The organism is Halomonas sp. SL18_1 (genome assembly GCF_055755715.1).
This window is the reverse complement of record NZ_JBVTRK010000001.1, coordinates 335447-350806: the sequence shown is the minus strand read 5'-3', so window position 1 is coordinate 350806 and position 15360 is coordinate 335447. Positions and strand designations below refer to the sequence as shown.

Genomic DNA, 15360 nt, shown 5'->3' with positions numbered 1-15360 from the left:
CACCCAACTGTCATCAAACTGTCGTACCCTGGCCGCCATGATCGAGCCCCCTCCCGCGCCGCCGTCGCCCCGCTCGCCATGGCGACGACTGGTCGACCGCCTGGCCACCGGCCTGATCGCCGCCGGCGGGATCGGCGTGATCGCCGCCCTGCTGGCCATCGGCGCCTTCCTGGCGCTGGAGGTGTTCCCCGGACTGGTTGTCGGCGGCCTGAGTCGTGAGCAGATTGCCGCCTCTCTCACCCCCCTCGCCTGGGGTACCCTCAAGGCCGCCTTCTGGGCGCTGGTGTTCGCCATTCCCCTGGCGCTGGGGGCCGCCATCCACTCGGCGGCCTTCATGTCGCAGCGCCTGCGCAGCCGCCTCAAGCCAACCCTGGAGCTGATGGAGGCCCTGCCCGGGGTGGTCATCGGGTTCGTGGCCGGTCTGGTGCTGGCGCCCTGGGTGGAGCGCCACCTGGCCGGTGCCCTGGCGCTGCTGCTGGTGCTGCCGCCGGGGGCGTTGCTGGCCGGTGGGCTGTGGCGCTGCCTGCCGGGGGCGCTGCGCCGACGCCTGCCCCTCGCCTGGGCCGGCCTGTGGCTGGTGCCCTGGCTGGCCGGGCTCGGCCTGCTGGCGCTGCATCTGGCGCCCGGGGTCGAGACGCTGCTGTTCGCCGGCGATCTGCGCGGCTGGCTGGACCGCGAACTGGGGCTCGATTACGCCAGCCGCAATGCGCTGATCGTCGGCCTGGCCATGGGCTTCGCGGTGATGCCCAGCGTCTACGCCCTGGCCGAGGATGCCCTCTCCGGGGTGCCGGCGAGCCTCGGCGAGGGCGCCCAGGCACTGGGGGCCACCCGCTGGCAGACGCTGTGGAAGGTGGTGCTGCCGGCGGCGGCGCCGGGGATCTTCGCCGCGGTGATGATCGGCGCCGGGCGCGCCGTGGGCGAGACCATGATCGTGCTGATGGCCAGCGGCAACACCGCGCTGCTGAGCCTGAGCCCGCTGGAGGGCATGCGCTCCATGGCCGCCGGCATCGCCATCGAGCTGCCCGAGGCGGTGCCCGGCAGCGACCCCTGATCGCCTGCTGATGCTGGCGGCCCTGCTGCTGTTCCTCTTCACCTTCCTGGTCAACACCCTGGCGGAAGGGGTCAGGGCTCGCCTGCGACGGCGTTTCCGTCAGCTGGGAGGCGGGATATGAGCCTTACTGGCGTCATCGGGGGGCGCCGCGCCCGCCTGCCGCGGGGCGAGGGCCCCTGGGCCTGGCTGGCCGCCGGCAGCGTGGCGCTGTCGCTGCTGATGCTGGGTGGGCTCCTGACGCTGATCGCGGCGAGCGGCCTGGGCCACTTCTGGCCCGCCTCGGTGAGCCTGCTGGAACTCGACGACGGCCGCCAGCTGGCCGGCCGCGCGGTGCGCGAGCTGCCGCTGCCGGAGGGCGAGGGCCGCGAGCGGCTCTACTTCACCGGCAACCGCGACCTGGACGGCCAGGTGTGGCACTGGCTGGCGGTGGAACGCATCGTCGCCAGCGAGCAGCCGGCCGAGCTGGTGGTGCTGGAGCGCCGCCGCTACGGCGAGTTCATCGGCCGACTGGTGGCGGTGGCCCCGGCCGAGACGGCGGCCGCCGAGGCGGCGTCGGACGAGCCGGCGGCCTGGGCGGCGCTCACCGCGCGGCTGGAAGCGCTCAACGGCCTGCGCAGCGAGCGCGAGGCCCTGCGCCGGGAGGCGATCCTGCCCCTGGTGCGCCGCCTGGAGGCCGACCCCGAGGATCGTGACGCCCGGCGCGAGCTGGCTGCCGCCAACGCTCGCGCCCGGGCGCTGGCCGATGCCATGCGGGGCGAGGTGGCGATCCTCGAGAGCGTCGACGGTCGCCGCCTGCTCCAGCCGCTGGATGAGGTACTGCGCGCCTGGCGGCCCAACGCCATGTCGCTGCCCGAGAAACTCGGCGCCTGGACCCGGGGGTGTGGCGCTTCCTCTCCGAAGGGCCCCGCGCCGCCAACACCGCCGGTGGCGTCTGGCCGGCGATCTTCGGCACCGTGCTGATGGTGCTGCTGATGTCGGTGGTGGTCACGCCCTTCGGGGTGCTGGCGGCGGTCTATCTCAACGAGGTGGCCCACCAGGGGCGGCTGACCCGCTGGGTGCGCATCGCGGTGCGTAACCTGGCCGGGGTGCCCTCCATCGTCTACGGGGTGTTCGGCCTGGGGGTCTTCGTCTACGGCATCGGCGGCTCGCTGGACGAGTGGTTCTTCAGCGAGACGCTGCCTTCGCCGACCTTCGGCACCGGCGGCCTGCTGTGGGCCTCGCTGACCCTGGCGCTGCTGACCCTGCCGGTGGTGATCGTGGCCACCGAGGAGGGACTGGCGCGGATTCCCGCGCATCAGCGCGAGGGGGCGCTGGCGCTGGGCGCCACCCGGCTGGAGATGCTGACCCGGGTGGTGCTGCCCATGGCGGTCCCGGCGATGCTGACCGGGGTCATCCTGGCCATCGCCCGGGCCGCCGGCGAGGTGGCCCCGCTGATGCTGGTGGGGGTGGCCAAGCTGGCGCCCCAGGTGCCGGTGGACGGGGAATTTCCCTTCCTGCATCTTGATCGAAAGTTCATGCACCTGGGCTACCACCTCTACGACACCGCCTTCCACGGCGACGACGTGCAGGCCGCCATGCCGATGGTCTACGCCACGGCGCTGCTGCTGGTCCTGGTGGTGCTGGTGCTTAACCTGACTGCCATATTTCTGCGTCATTATCTCAGGGCGCGTCACGGGGCGCTGACGCGCCATTGAGGAGGAATCAGCCAAGCGATGTCCGTGCAGCCATTTCAGACCGCGCCGGTAGCCCGGCGGCCGACGGGGCCGATCATCGACTTCCCGCCCAGGCCAGCAGCCTGGAGATCGAGGGGCTGAGCCTGGCCTACGGCGCCAAGCCGGCGCTGCGCCACCTTAGCCTGCGGATTCCCCGCCAGCGGGTCACGGCCTTTATCGGCCCCTCGGGCTGCGGCAAGTCGACCCTGCTGCGCGCCCTCAATCGGCTTCACGACCTCAACGAGGCGGTCAGCTGGCAGGGCCGCATTCGGCTCGAGGGCCAGGACATCCATGCCCCCGAGGTGGCCGTGGATGAGCTGCGCCGGCGAGTGGGAATGGTGTTCCAGGCGCCGAATCCCTTCCCCATGTCGATCTACGAGAACGTCGCCTTCGGCCTGCGCCTGCAGGGGGGCTGTCGCGACGGCGCCTGGACGACATCGTCGAATGGGCGCTCAACGCCGCGGCGCTGTGGGACGAGGTCAAGGATCGCCTGCGCGCCTCGGCCTGGTCGCTCTCCGGCGGCCAGCAGCAGCGCCTGGTGATCGCCCGCACCCTGGCGGTGCGCCCGGAGGTGCTGCTGCTCGATGAGCCGGCCTCGGCCCTCGATCCGATCTCCACGCTGAAGATCGAAGAGCTGATTCGCGGCCTCAAGTCCCAGCTGACCCTGGTGCTGGTCACCCACAACATGCAGCAGGCGGCCCGGGTCTCGGACTACACCGCCTTCCTGCACGAGGGGGAGCTGGTGGAGTACGGCCCCACCGACGATGTCTTCACCAACCCGCGCCTGGCGCGCACCGAGAACTACATCACCGGCCGTATGGCCTGACCGGCCCTCGGCCCTAGGAGAGTCCCATGGATATCACCAGCGACACCCATAGCCAGCATATCTCGCGGCAGTTCAACCAGGAGCTCGAGGAGCTCAAGACTCAGCTGATGACCATGGGCGGCCTGGTCGAGCAGCAGATACAGGAGGCGGTCAAGGCGCTGATCGATGGCGACAGCCGGCTGGCCGAGAAAGTCCGCGACAACGACCGCGCCGTCAACGAGATGCAGCTGACCATCGACGACGAGTGCACCCGGGTGCTGGCACGGCGCCAGCCCGCGGCCTCCGATCTGCGCCTGGTGCTGGCGGTGATCCGCGCCACCGCCGACCTGGAGCGGATCGGCGACGAGGCCAGCAAGATCGCCCGCAACGCCCTGACCCTGATCGAGAACGGCACTCAGGTGCGCGGCCTGGTGGAGGTGCGTCATATCAGCGAGCACGTGCGCAAGATGCTGCGCGACGCGCTGACCGCCTTCGCCCGCTTCGACACCGAGCTGGCGCTGCAGGTGGTGCACGAAGACGAGTCGGTGGACGACGAGTACGGCAGCGCCATGCGCTCGCTGATGACCTTCATGATGGAGGACAGTCGCGCCATCGGTCCGGTGCTCAGCGTGATGTGGATCCTACGCGCCCTGGAGCGGGTCGGCGATCATGCCGACAACCTGGCCGAGTATGTCATCTACCTGGTCAAGGGGCTGGACATTCGCCATATGGACCCGGACGAGCTCGACGAGAGCGCCCTGACCCGCAAGGGCTGAGCCGAACGGAAGGGGGCGGCGAAGGGCGGTGCGACACCGGGGCCAGGCGAGTCAACGCCACAAGCTGCTATCATCGGCCTATTGAGACTGGTTTTCCCAAGGTATGACAAGGAACTCGCCCATGCGTCCGACCTCTTTCCTGCTGCTGGCCGCCGGCCTGCTGCTGGCCACGCCGGCCCTTGCCCACGACTATCGGCTCGGCGATGTGCAGATCTCCCACCCCTTCGCCACCCCGGCGCCGCCCAGCGTGCCCCACGGGGCGGCCTATGTCGATATCACCGTGGAAGGCGAAGAACCGGCGGTGCTGGTTGGGGCCAGCACCCCGGCCAGCGACACCGTGGAGCTGCATGACATGGCGATGGACGACGGCGTGATGCGCATGCGCCAGGTGATGCAGATCGAGGTGCCCGGCGGCATCACTCAGACCATGCGTCCCGGCGGCGGCTACCACCTGATGCTGATGAACCTGGTGGCCCCGTTGCGCGAGGGGGATCGCTTCCCGATGACCCTGGAATTCGCCGAGCGCGGCGAGGTCGAGGTGGAGGTCTGGGTGCAGAGTGCGGGCGAAGGCAGCGCCGACGCCGATGACCACCACCATCACTGAGGCGACACCCGGCTGAGCCGCTGCGGCGCCCGCTATCGGCGCCGCGGCGGGATCGGCACCGCCGAGCCACGGGGCGCAGAGGCGTCTTGGGCCGCGCGTAGCCGCGCCTGAGGGAAGATGCCGGCAAAGCACGCCCCCTGGCCCGGGTGGGAGACGATCTCCAGCCGGGCGTCGTGGCGCAGCAGCACGTGCTTGACGATTGCCAGCCCCAGGCCGGTGCCGCCCGTGGCGGTGCTGCGCCCCTTGTCGACCCGGTAGAAACGCTCGGTGAGCCGCGGAATGTGCGCCGGGTCGATGCCCTCGCCGTCATCTTCCACCTCCAGGCAGGCTCCCTCGGGGTGGGGCTTCCAGCGCAGCACGATCTGGCGACCCTCGCCGGCGTAGCGCACGGCGTTGAAGGCCAGGTTGGAGGCGGCACTGCGAATCTCCTGCTCGCTGCCGACCAGCCGCCGGGACGTCTCGATTTCCACCACGATTCGCTGGCGGCCGCCGGAGAGCGCCTCGGCGTCGCGGCGCACGCACTCGAGCAGTGCGCCGATGTCCAGCGGTGAATGATCCTCGCCGCCGCGGTCGATCTCCAGTCGCGACAGCAGCAGCAGGTCGTTGACCAGGTTCTGCATGCGCGTGGCCTGCGCCTGCATCTGGCCAAGCCCGCGGGCCAGCCGCGGCGGCAGCTGATCGGCATGGTCGCCGTAGGTTTCCAGGTAGCCGGTCAGCACGGTCAGCGGGGTTCTCAGCTCGTGGGAGACGTTGGCCACGAAGTCGCGACGCATCTCCTCCAGGCGGTGCAGGCGGGTGATGTCGCGGGCCATCAGCAGACGCTCGTCGTCGCCGTAGAGGGTGATCTGGTACTGCAGGATCATGCGCTCGTCGATGGGCGAGGCCAGGGTCAGCGGCTCGCGGTAGTCGCGGGCGTTGAAGTAGGCGACGAAACGCGGGTCACGCACCAGGTTGGTGATGTGCTGGCCGCGGTCGTGGGCGGCGTCCAGGCCCAGCATGCGCTCGGCGGCGCTGTTCCACCACTCCAGGTCGCCGTGCTGGTCGAGCATCACCACGCTGTCGCGCATCGCCTCCGAGGACTCCTGGATACGCCGTAGGGCGGTGCGCAGGCGGCTCTGGGTCAGCCGCTGTCCCTTCTGGTAGCGATACAGGCGGTCGAACAGCTCGCCCCACAGGCCGTTCGCCGAGGGGGGCTCGCTCTGCGGATGGCGGGTCAGCCAGCGGTGCAGGGCGCGCAGCTGGCGAAGATGGTAGAGCAGGCAGGCCGTCAGACCGGCGGCCAGGCCCAGTGCCGGCGCCGAGAACAGCCAGCCGACCAGGCTGCCCGCGGCGGCCAGCCAGGCCAGGCGCCACAGCTCACGGCTCCACGGGCGGGCCACGTCAGCCCTTGGTGGAGAACCGATAGCCGGTGCCGCGCACGGTCTGCACCAGGTGCTGGTGGCGCTCGCCCAGCGCCTTGCGCAGGCGGCGGATATGCACGTCCACGGTACGCTCCTCCACATAGACATTGCCGCCCCAGACCTGGTCGAGCAGCTGGCTGCGCGTGTAGGCGCGCTCCTGGTGGGTCATGAAGAACTGCAGCAGGCGGTACTCGGTGGGGCCGATCTCCAGGGCGCGGCCGTCGGCGCTCACCCGGTGGCTGACCGGGTCGAGTTCCAGCCCCTCCACCGTGACCGGATCCTCCACGCCCTGGGGGGTCGCCCGGCGCAGCACCGCCTTGAGGCGTGCCACCAGCTCCCGCGGCGAAAAGGGCTTGGTGATGTAGTCGTCGGCGCCGGCCTCGAGTCCCTGGATCTTGTTGTCCTCCTCGCTCTTGGCGGTGAGCATGATGATCGGGATCTCGCGGGTGGCCTCCTCGCGCTTGAGTCGCCGGGCCAGTTCGATGCCGCTGGTGCCGGGCATCATCCAGTCCAGCAGCAGCAGGTCGGGGCGGTGGTCGACCACCATGGCGTGGGCCTCCTGGGCGTTGTCCGCTTCCAGTACGCGGTAGTCGGCCATCTCCAGCGCCACGGCGATCATCTCGCGAATCGGCGCTTCATCATCGACGATCAGAACGGTCTTGGCGGTCATCCGGAAGCCTCGTGATCAGTGACGGGTCGATGACGATATGACCATGTCATGATGACAGTTGGATGACAGCGCCGCCAGCGCCGCTCAGCCGTTCACCGCCGGCCAGAGGGTGAGGGCCAGGCCGGCGAACACCAACAGTCCCGACCAGTGGTTGTTGAGGAAGGCTCGGAAGCAGCGGTCGCGGTCGCGCTCCCGGATCAGCCACTGCTGATAGACGAAGGTGGCCGCCATAGCCGCGAGCCCCGCCCAGAAGAAACCGCCCAGGCCCAGGCGCACCCCCGCCCAGGCCAGCAAGGCTAAGGTCGCCCCTTGCAGCAGCCCGATCATCAGCCGGTCGGCGCGCCCGAACAGCACGGCAGTGGACTTGATGCCGATCTTCAGGTCGTCATCGCGGTCGACCATGGCGTACTGGGTATCGTAGGCCACCGTCCACACCAGGTTGGCGGCAAACAGCAGCCAGGCCTCCAGCGGCACGTGGCCCAGCACCGCGCCGAAGGCCATGGGAATCGCCCAGGAGAAGGCCGCGCCCAGGAACAGCTGGGGCAGGTGGGTGTAGCGCTTCATGAAGGGGTAGATGAAGGCCAGCACTACGCCCCCCAGCGACAGCAGCACGGTGAACAGGTTGGTGAACAGCACCAGCACGAAGGCGGCCATCACCAGGATCAGGAACAGCGCCTGGGCCTCGCCCTCGCTGATTCGGCCGGTGGCCAGGGGGCGGTGCTCGGTGCGTTTGACGTGGCCGTCGAAGTGGCGGTCGGCGTAGTCGTTGACCACGCAGCCGGCGGCGCGCATCAGATAGACCCCGGCAACGAAGATCAGCAGGATACGGCGCTCGGGCAGGCCCTGGGCGGCCACCCACAGCGCCCAGAGGGTGGGCCACATCAACAGCCAGGTGCCGATGGGCCGGTCCAGGCGCATCAGGTGCAGAAATCGGGAATCCGGGCGAGGCCGGTGGGGTGCAGCACGGAACGGTCCATCGATGCCTCCTCAGTCGATGGCGCTCATCCTAACGTGAAGGTAGCCCCAGTTCATCCGCCATGGCGTCGAGAAAGAACTCCTGAACCAGCACCGCGAAACGCCGGTGGCGGAACACCGAGCGCCGTCCCCAGGGGCCGCGGGAAGGATGAAAGGGGGCGGGGGCCGCGGTAACCTCGATGGGGCTGCGCGCCAGGTCCGGCTGGCGGAACAGCCAGCTGCCCAGGGAGCGTTCGCCGAGGCGCTCCAGCCGCTGGCCGCGCAGCGTCGCGAGGGGCGCCACCGAGCGCGCCACCACCCAGGGCTGGCCCTCCAGGCAGAGCGCCACTTCGCGCCGCCAGGCCAGGCGCCCCGGCACCAGCCCCAGCGCCCGGGCCTCGTCGGGGCGCGGCAGTCCCAGGCGCTGGTCGAGCAGGCGGACCCGGAAGGTGCGCCCGGCCCCGGCCTCGATCAGCCGGGCGGTCAGCGAGTCGCGAGAGGCCACCCAGGCCCACCAGGCCGGGCTCATCTGCGGCTGGGCGGCCGCCAGTGGGCGCCAGCGCAGCAGGGGCGTCGCCGGGGAAGCGGGCCGGGGCGGGCCGTGCATCTGCGGGTCACCGAGTCTCTCCAGGTCGTTTGGGGGCGCATAGTGTACCATGTGGCGCAGACACGGTTCCCGGCGGTGACCGGCGCGCGCCGGCCCCCACAGCCTGAGAGGAGTGCCATGACCGCCCCCTGACGATCGTCGGCTCCGGCATGGCGGGACTGGGCCTGGCGCGCCAGCTGCGCGCGCGGGACGGTGACCGCCCGATCACCCTGATCACCGCCGACAGCGGCGACGACTACGCCAAGCCGCTGCTTACCACCGGCTTCGCCAAGCGGTTGCCGCCGGCGCGGCTGGCCGCCCGCTCGGCGCTGGAGGCGGCCGAGCAGCTCAATCTGGTGATGCGCACCCATACCCGGGTGGAGGCTATCGATCCGGTGGCGCGCACGCTGTGCCTCGGCGAGGAGCGCCTGCCCTGGAGCGAGCTGGTACTGGCCACCGGGGCGGCGCCCGTGCTGCCTTTTTCCGTCCCTGAGGCGGTGGCCGGGCGGGTGTTCAGCGTCAACGACCTGGATGACTACCGGCGCTTCCACGCCGTGCTGGAGACCCTGGGGCGTCCGGCGCGGGTCGCGATCATCGGTGCCGGCCTGGTGGGCTGCGAGTTTGCCAACGATCTCATCGCCGGCGGCCACGCGGTGAGCCTGGTGGCGCCGGAGGCCACCCCGCTGCCCCGGCTGCTCCCCGAGCCGCTGGGGCACGCCCTGGGCGAGGCCTTCGCCGAGGCGGGCATGGCGCTGCACCTGGGGCGCGGCCTGGCCGGGCTCGACGTGGCCGGCGACGAGGTGGTCGTGGCCCTGGACGACGGCAGCCGGCTTGGCGCCGACCTGGTGCTGACGGCCACCGGCCTGCGTCCGCGTATCGCGCTGGCCGAGTCGGCGGGGCTGGCCACCGAGGCCGCCGGCATCCGGGTCGATCGCTACCTGGCAAGCTCCACGCCGGGCATCTATGCCTTGGGTGATGCGGCCTGCGTCGCCGGCATCAACGCCATGTACGTGCAGCCGCTGCAGGCCAGCGCCAAGGCCCTGGCCGCCACTCTGTCGGGCGAGCCCACCGAGGTGCGCTACGGCGCCTGGCCGGTGCTGGTCAAGACACCGTTGCTGCCGGTGGTGGCGCTGCCACCGACCCGCCCGCCGACGCGCTGGCGGATCGAGGGCGAGGGGCGTGATCTGGTGGCCTACGCCGAAGCACAAGACGAACGTTTGATCGGATTTGCGTTGACAGGCAGCCGCGTGCGGCGGAAAGTTGAGCTGGCGCGAGTCGCACCGCCGTTGCTAGGCTAGTGACGTCGTGCCACGCAGGTGTCATGTGTCATCTCATCTCGATCATGTGAACAATAATACCCGCCGGCGCCTACCGCCGGACCCCAGCCAATATCAGGAGGGCTTATGCGCAAGCCAGAACTCGCTGCGGCGATCGCCGAGCGTGCGGATCTATCCAAGGACAAGGCCAGTCAGGTGCTCAACGTGATTCTCGACGAGATCACCGGCAGCGTGGCGCAGGGCCAGGACGTGTCGCTGATCGGTTTCGGGACCTTCACCGTGCGTGAGCGGGCGGCCCGTACCGGCAAGAACCCGCAGACCGGTCAGCCGCTGGCCATTCCCGCCAGCAAGACGGTGGCCTTCAAGCCCGGCAAGGGGCTCAAGGATGCCGTCGGCAAGGGCTGAGACCAACGCCGTCAGTAACCTGGTGCGGCCCGCGTCTGATGAGGCGGGCCGCGATGCCTCCCCCCTCTTCTCGTTCGACGCGGACTCGACATGAAACTGCGACTGATGCTGTGGGTGCTGGGTGTGCTGCTCAAGCGTGCCCTGCGGCGCAAGCCGCGATTTCGCGATACCCTGAGCGAGCTGCGCCACCTCGACTGGGGCATCGCCACCGAGGACCTGCGTATCGCCAGGCACTACCGCATGTCGCCCAGCGGTATCGAGAGCCGGGCCGGACTGCCGGTGGACCTCGACCTGGAGCTGCGCTTCGAAGACTCGGCGACGGCGCTCAAGGTGCTGCGCAAGCCCACCCAGCAGGCCTTTCTCGACGGCATGATGGCCGGCAGCGTGCGCCTAGTGGGCGACTCCGGCGACCTGCAGAAGCTGCAGAAGCTGCTCCGGCACCTGTGACGCCGCGGGCATTGCCCGCACCGCCCTTCTCCCACCCTCATCGGGCACGCGCGTGGATATCCCCATCAGCGACTGGTCTATTTCCGCCTGACCCTGGAGTCGGGCTCGGTGCGTCGTGCCGCGGCGCGCCTCGATATCGCCCCCTCCGCCGTCAGCCGGCAGATCGGTCTGCTCGAGGATGCCCTGGGGGCGACCCTGCTGGAGCGAAGCCGCAGCGGCATTCGCCCCACCCCGGTGGGCGAGATGCTGCTCGAGTACTGCGAGCGGCGCGGGGCCCTGGATGAGAGCTTCATCGCCTCGCTGGAGGCCTATCAGCGGCTGGAGACCGGCACGGTGTCGCTGGTGGCTGGGGAGGGCTTCGTCGGCGACCTGATCGCCACCCCGCTGCGCGAGTTCACCGAGCGCTACACCGGCATCCAGCTGGATATCCAGCTGGCCGGAACCACCGGCATCATCGAGGCGATCATCGAGGATCGCGCCCATATCGGCCTGATGTTTCACGAGCGCACCCACCATCAGCTGCGCTTCTGGACCTCCAGCCCCCAGCCGCTGATGGCGATCCTGCCTCCCGACCACCCCCTGGCGGCGCTGAGCGCACCGCTGACCCTGGCGCAGCTCAGCGAGCAGCCGATGGCGATGTGGGATCCCAGTCACGGGGTGCGTCAGATGGTCGACCAGGCCTTCCAGCAGGCGCGCCTGAGCCCGCGCATGGCCATGAACACCAACTCCATGGCGATTCTCGCCCAGTACGTGGTCAGCGGCATGGGCATCACCCTGCTGCCGGTGTTCGCCGTGGCCCGCGACCTGGCCGAGGGCCGGCTGGTGGCGCGCCCGGTGGACGACCCGCTGTTTCAGCGCTCCCAGGCGCACATGGTCACCCGGGTGGGGCGTCAGCAGCCCAAGGCCAGCGTCCTGCTGCTGCGCCACCTGGCCAGCTGGATGCAGGCGTTTCGCAGCGAGCCCCCGACGCCCGAAGGCGACGCCTAATCAAAGGCTAGCCGACGCCGCTGCCATAGCCGAAGGCCACCCCGGCCTCGGGCGCCGTTTCCACCCAGACGCTCTGGGGCACGGTGTACTCGCGCAGCCCCTCCAGGCCACTGGAGCGTCCGTAGCCGCTGTCGCCGAAGCCGCCGAAGGGCGACATCACGCTGATCGCCTTGTAGCTGTTGATCCACACCGTCCCGGCGCGCAGGGCGCCGGCCACGCGGTGGGCGCGGGCCGGGTCGCGGGTCCAGACGGCGCCGGCGAGACCGAAGCGGGTGGCGTTCGCCAGGTGCAGCGCCTCGGCCTCGTCGTCGAAGGGCATGACCACCAGCACCGGGCCGAATACCTCCTCCCGGGCGATGCGCATCTCGGGGGTGACATCGGCGAGCACCGTGGGCGCCAGGAAATAGCCGGCGGCTGCCTCGGGCAGCCCGTTCGGCCTCCCGCCCCCGGTCAATATTCGGGCCCCCTCGGCCTGGGCCTCGTCGAGCATGGCGGTGACCCGGGCATACTGGCGGGCGTTCTGCAGCGGCCCCATGCGGGTCGCCTCGTCGCTGGGCAGCCCGACCGCGATCTCGGCGGTGGCGCGGGCCAGCCGCTCGGTCACTTCTTCGAACGCCTCGCGCTGCACCAGCAGCCGGGAGCCGGCCACACAGCTCTGGCCGGCGGCGGCGAAGATCGCCGCCTGGGCGCCGGCCACGGCGTCGTCGAGGTTGGCGTCGGCAAAGACGATGTTGGCCGACTTGCCGCCCAGCTCCAGCACGCTGGGCACCAGCCGGCGGGCGCCGGCCTCGGCGATCTGTCGTCCGCTCTCGGGCGAGCCGACGAACACCAGCTTAGCGATAGTGTCGTGGCCGGTGAGCGCCGCCCCGGTGCTGGGCCCCAGGCCGTTGACGATGTTGATCAGCCCCTTGGGAAGCCCGCCGCGCTCGAGCAGCTGCGCCAGCACCGTTGAAGAGAAGGGGGTCAGCTCGGAGGGCTTGAGCACCACGCCGTTGCCGGCGGCGATGGCCGGCGCCAGCTGCCAGCCGCAGGTGAACAGCGGGGCGTTCCAGGGGGTGATCTGGCCCACCACGCCGTAGGGGACCGGCCGCACATAGTTGAGATGGGAGGTCGGCACCGGGATCACCTCGCCGTGCTGCTTGTCGCACCAGCCGGCGTAGTACTCGAACATCTCGCGCACCTTGGCCACCTCGGCACGGCAGTCGCGGATCGGCTTGCCGGCCACCAGGCTCTCCAGCTCGGCCAGGGCCTCCTCGTGGCCGGCCAGCCCGCTCAGCGCGGCCTGCATGCGCCGGCCGCGCTCGCTGGCGGTGAGCGCGATCCATGTCTGCTGGGCCTGCGCCGCGGCGGCGACCGCCTGTTCGACCCGGGCCGGGCCGGCATCGGCGTAGTGTACCAGCGTGGCCCCGGTCACCGGGTTGGCGAGGGTCACGGGCTCGCCCTCGCCGGCCAGGGCCCGCCCGCCGATCCAGTGGCTCAGGGGAGCGTCCCGGCTGCCCATCGCGAAGTGGCGCAGCAGGGCATCGAGGCGCTCCTGGGCGCGTTGATCCAGGGTGTTCATGGGGTCGGCTCCTTGCGGGCGGCGGCCTGCAGCAGGGGGGTGACGATACGGTTGAAGTCGGCGTCGTCGGTGATCGCCGCATGGCGCTGCTGCCAGAGGTGGGTCACGTCGTCCAGCAGCGGCAGCGCCAGGTCGAGCTGCTCGGCGGCCTCCCGGGCCAGGCCCAGGTCCTTGCGCATCAGCCCCATGGTGAAGCCGGAGTCGAAGCGTTCGCTGAGCACCCACTGGGGAAAGTTCACCTCGCTGACCGCGCTGCGCCCGGAGCCGCTGTTGAGTCCGGCCAGACAGGCCTCGGGGTCGACGCCGCCCCGGGCCGCTAGGGCCACCGCCTCGGCCGTGGTGATCAGGTGGGCGGCGCACAGGTAGTTGTTGGCCAGCTTGACGGTGTGGCCGCAGCCGGGGCCGCCCACATGGGTGAAGCGGGCCGACAGCGCCTCTAGCAGCGGGGTCAGGCGCGCCACGGTGGCCTCGCTGCCGCCGAGCAGCACGCCCAGGCTGCCGCTGGCGGCTCCGCGGGGACCGCCGCTGACCGGGGCGTCCAGCCATTCGAGCCCCGCCTCGCTGACCTGGGCGGCCAGCGCGCGGCTGACGGCGGGGTCGGAGGTGGAGGTGTCGACGATCACGCTGCCCGGGGGGGCCAGGTCGAGCAGGCGCGGGGAGGTCTCGATCACCTCGCGCACCTGGGCCGAGGTGGGCAGCGAGAGCAAGTAGACGTCGCTGTCGCCGATGGCTTCCGGGGCGACGGTAGTCAGGCCCTCGGCGGCCAGCCGGTCACGGGAAGCGGCGCTGATGTCGCTGCCGGTGACGGCGAAGCCGGCTCGCTTCAGGGTCAGCGCCATGGCGCCGCCCATCTGGCCGAGTCCGATCACGGTGAGAGAAAGCGTCATGGTGTGGCTCCTTGTCGGGGCACGGAGTACCCTCCCGCCGGTTGGCGGGAGAAGGCGTACCAAGGCCGTGCGGCGGGATCAGCGCGTCAGCGACTGGACCAGGGTGATCCAGTAGCGGGTGCCGATCGGCAGCAGGGCGTCGTTGAAGTCGTAGCGGGGATTGTGCAGCGTGGCCGAGTCGACGCCGTTGCCCAGCCAGATATAGGCCCCCGGGCACTCCTGGAGCAGGAAGGCGAAGTCCTCCGAGGCCATGCTGGGCGGCAGGTCGCGGTGCACCCGGGTGATCCCGGCGGTATCGGCGAGCGCCTCGGCGCAGTGCCGGGCGTGGTCCGGATGGTTGAGCGTTGCCGGGTACTGGCGGCGGTAGTCCAGGTTGACGCGCAGGCCGTGGAACTCCGCCAGGCTGTCGACGGCCTGGCGAAACCGCGCCTCCAGCTGCTCCTTGAGGGCCATGTCGAAGCAGCGCAGGGTGCCGCGCAGCTCGACCTTCTCGGGGATCACGTTGTAGGTGTCGCCGGCATGCAGGCTGGTGACGCTGAGCACCGCCGGCTGGTGGGCCGGTATCTCGCGGCTGATCAGCGCCTGCAGCTGGGTGATCATCTGGCAGCTTGCCAGCAGGGTGTCCGTGCCCAGGTGCGGCATGGCGGCGTGGCAGCCCTTGCCGCTGAGCGTCAGCGAGAAGATGTCGAAGGCGGCCATTACCGGGCCGTCATGGACGGCGGCCTCGCCCACCGGCAGCCCCGGCCAGTTATGGAGGCCGTAGACGGCCTCCATGGGGAAGCGCTCGAACAGGCCGGCCTCGATCATGGCGCGGCCGCCTCCTTCGTTCTCTTCCGCCGGCTGGAAGATGAACACCACCCGGCCGCGGAAATCCGGGTCCCGGGAGAGCGCCCGGGCGGCGCCCAGCAGCAGGGTGGTGTGGCCGTCGTGGCCGCAGGCGTGCATCTTGCCCGGGGTCGCGGAGGCGTGGGCGAAGTCGTTCTCCTCGCTGACGTGCAGGGCGTCCATGTCGGCGCGCAGGCCGATGCTCGGACCGGTGCCGCGCCGGCCCTCGAGCACGCCCACCACCCCGGTGCCGGCAACGCCGGTGGTGACTGCCAGGCCCCACTCCTGGAGCAGGCCGGCGACGCGCTCGGCGGTGCGAAATTCCTCGAAGGCCGTCTCCGGGTGGCGATGGAAGTCGTGCCGCCAGGCCCGGAGCTGGTCTGCCGAGGGCAGCAGGCTGTCGTCCATGGGCA

The 15360-nt window shown here is 70.7% G+C and carries 12 protein-coding genes and 4 pseudogenes; 9 read left to right on the top strand and 7 right to left on the bottom strand.

The features are described 5' to 3' along the window. The first annotated feature begins 37 nt into the window (after positions 1–37). The 5 genes and pseudogenes from ACSJDS_RS01810 (at position 38) to ACSJDS_RS01790 (ending at position 4948) form a co-directional block, all read left to right on the top strand. A pseudogene (locus ACSJDS_RS01810) lies at positions 38–1172 on the top strand (ABC transporter permease subunit). After that, positions 1169–2745, top strand: a pseudogene (gene pstA / locus ACSJDS_RS01805) (phosphate ABC transporter permease PstA). Before ACSJDS_RS01810 ends, pstA begins: the two co-directional pseudogenes overlap by 4 nt. A gap of 101 nt (positions 2746–2846) precedes the next feature. Then, positions 2847–3589: pseudogene (gene pstB, locus ACSJDS_RS01800) on the top strand (phosphate ABC transporter ATP-binding protein PstB). Positions 3590–3615: 26 nt separating this feature from the next. Next, positions 3616–4344 carry a phosphate signaling complex protein PhoU gene (phoU, locus tag ACSJDS_RS01795; RefSeq protein WP_473031869.1) on the top strand — a complete coding sequence of 243 codons (729 nt, stop codon included), beginning with the start codon at positions 3616–3618 and terminating at the stop codon, positions 4342–4344. A 121-nt stretch (positions 4345–4465) separates the two neighbouring features. Beyond that, positions 4466–4948 (top strand): copper chaperone PCu(A)C, encoded by a 483-nt coding sequence (locus tag ACSJDS_RS01790; RefSeq protein WP_473031868.1) that lies wholly within the window; start codon positions 4466–4468, stop codon positions 4946–4948. Between the two features lie 32 nt (positions 4949–4980). Here the strand turns inward: ACSJDS_RS01790 and phoR are convergent, their stop codons facing one another. The 4 genes and pseudogenes from phoR to ACSJDS_RS01770 form a co-directional block, all read right to left on the bottom strand. Further along, on the bottom strand, positions 4981–6327 hold the full coding sequence (gene phoR / locus ACSJDS_RS01785; protein WP_473031867.1) for a phosphate regulon sensor histidine kinase PhoR: 1347 nt from the start codon (positions 6325–6327) through the stop codon (positions 4981–4983). A 1-nt stretch (position 6328) separates the two neighbouring features. Then, positions 6329–7018 carry a phosphate regulon transcriptional regulator PhoB gene (phoB, locus tag ACSJDS_RS01780; RefSeq protein WP_473031866.1) on the bottom strand — a complete coding sequence of 230 codons (690 nt, stop codon included), beginning with the start codon at positions 7016–7018 and terminating at the stop codon, positions 6329–6331. Positions 7019–7102: 84 nt separating this feature from the next. Then, positions 7103–7995, bottom strand: a pseudogene (gene ubiA / locus ACSJDS_RS01775) (4-hydroxybenzoate octaprenyltransferase). Positions 7996–8024: 29 nt separating this feature from the next. After that, entirely contained in the window at positions 8025–8579 is a 555-nt protein-coding gene (locus ACSJDS_RS01770; protein ID WP_473031865.1) for a chorismate--pyruvate lyase family protein, read from the bottom strand. A 128-nt stretch (positions 8580–8707) separates the two neighbouring features. On the opposite strand from ACSJDS_RS01770, the gene ACSJDS_RS01765 reads away from it, so the two are divergent. The 4 genes from ACSJDS_RS01765 (at position 8708) to ACSJDS_RS01750 (ending at position 11674) form a co-directional block, all read left to right on the top strand. Further along, complete coding sequence (locus ACSJDS_RS01765; RefSeq protein WP_473034950.1) at positions 8708–9856, top strand: FAD-dependent oxidoreductase; 1149 nt, start codon at positions 8708–8710, stop codon at positions 9854–9856. 90 nt (positions 9857–9946) lie between these two features. Next, a complete protein-coding gene (locus tag ACSJDS_RS01760) occupies positions 9947–10240 on the top strand; it encodes an HU family DNA-binding protein (protein WP_473034949.1) in 294 nt (97 codons plus the stop codon). 90 nt (positions 10241–10330) lie between these two features. Continuing rightward, positions 10331–10687, top strand: coding sequence for a hypothetical protein (locus tag ACSJDS_RS01755; RefSeq protein ID WP_473031864.1), 357 nt, complete (start codon positions 10331–10333; stop codon positions 10685–10687). Positions 10688–10726: 39 nt separating this feature from the next. Beyond that, positions 10727–11674 (top strand): LysR family transcriptional regulator, encoded by a 948-nt coding sequence (locus ACSJDS_RS01750; RefSeq protein ID WP_473034948.1) that lies wholly within the window; start codon positions 10727–10729, stop codon positions 11672–11674. 7 nt (positions 11675–11681) lie between these two features. On the opposite strand, the gene ACSJDS_RS01745 is transcribed toward ACSJDS_RS01750, so the two are convergent. From ACSJDS_RS01745 to ACSJDS_RS01735, 3 genes are all read right to left on the bottom strand, one after another. Further along, positions 11682–13235, bottom strand: coding sequence for an aldehyde dehydrogenase family protein (locus tag ACSJDS_RS01745; protein WP_473031863.1), 1554 nt, complete (start codon positions 13233–13235; stop codon positions 11682–11684). After that, positions 13232–14122: an NAD(P)-dependent oxidoreductase gene (locus ACSJDS_RS01740; protein WP_473031862.1), complete on the bottom strand. Its 891-nt coding sequence runs from the start codon at positions 14120–14122 to the stop codon at positions 13232–13234. The genes ACSJDS_RS01745 and ACSJDS_RS01740 overlap by 4 nt, the downstream gene beginning before the upstream one ends. A 78-nt stretch (positions 14123–14200) precedes the next feature. After that, on the bottom strand, positions 14201–15355 hold the full coding sequence (locus tag ACSJDS_RS01735; RefSeq protein WP_473031861.1) for a M20 aminoacylase family protein: 1155 nt from the start codon (positions 15353–15355) through the stop codon (positions 14201–14203). Between the last annotated feature and the right edge of the window lie 5 nt (positions 15356–15360).

Bases quoted from the DNA above. Each gene is read 5' to 3' on its own strand.
- phoU (WP_473031869.1), top strand. From the start codon at position 3,616: ATGGATATCACCAGCGACACCCATAGCCAGCATATCTCGCGGCAGTTC.
- ACSJDS_RS01790 (WP_473031868.1), top strand. From the start codon at position 4,466: ATGCGTCCGACCTCTTTCCTGCTGCTGGCCGCCGGCCTGCTGCTGGCC.
- phoB (WP_473031866.1), bottom strand. From the start codon at position 7,018: ATGACCGCCAAGACCGTTCTGATCGTCGATGATGAAGCGCCGATTCGC.
- ACSJDS_RS01770 (WP_473031865.1), bottom strand. From the start codon at position 8,579: ATGCACGGCCCGCCCCGGCCCGCTTCCCCGGCGACGCCCCTGCTGCGC.
- ACSJDS_RS01755 (WP_473031864.1), top strand. From the start codon at position 10,331: ATGAAACTGCGACTGATGCTGTGGGTGCTGGGTGTGCTGCTCAAGCGT.
- ACSJDS_RS01745 (WP_473031863.1), bottom strand. From the start codon at position 13,235: ATGAACACCCTGGATCAACGCGCCCAGGAGCGCCTCGATGCCCTGCTG.
- ACSJDS_RS01740 (WP_473031862.1), bottom strand. From the start codon at position 14,122: ATGACGCTTTCTCTCACCGTGATCGGACTCGGCCAGATGGGCGGCGCC.
- ACSJDS_RS01735 (WP_473031861.1), bottom strand. From the start codon at position 15,355: ATGGACGACAGCCTGCTGCCCTCGGCAGACCAGCTCCGGGCCTGGCGG.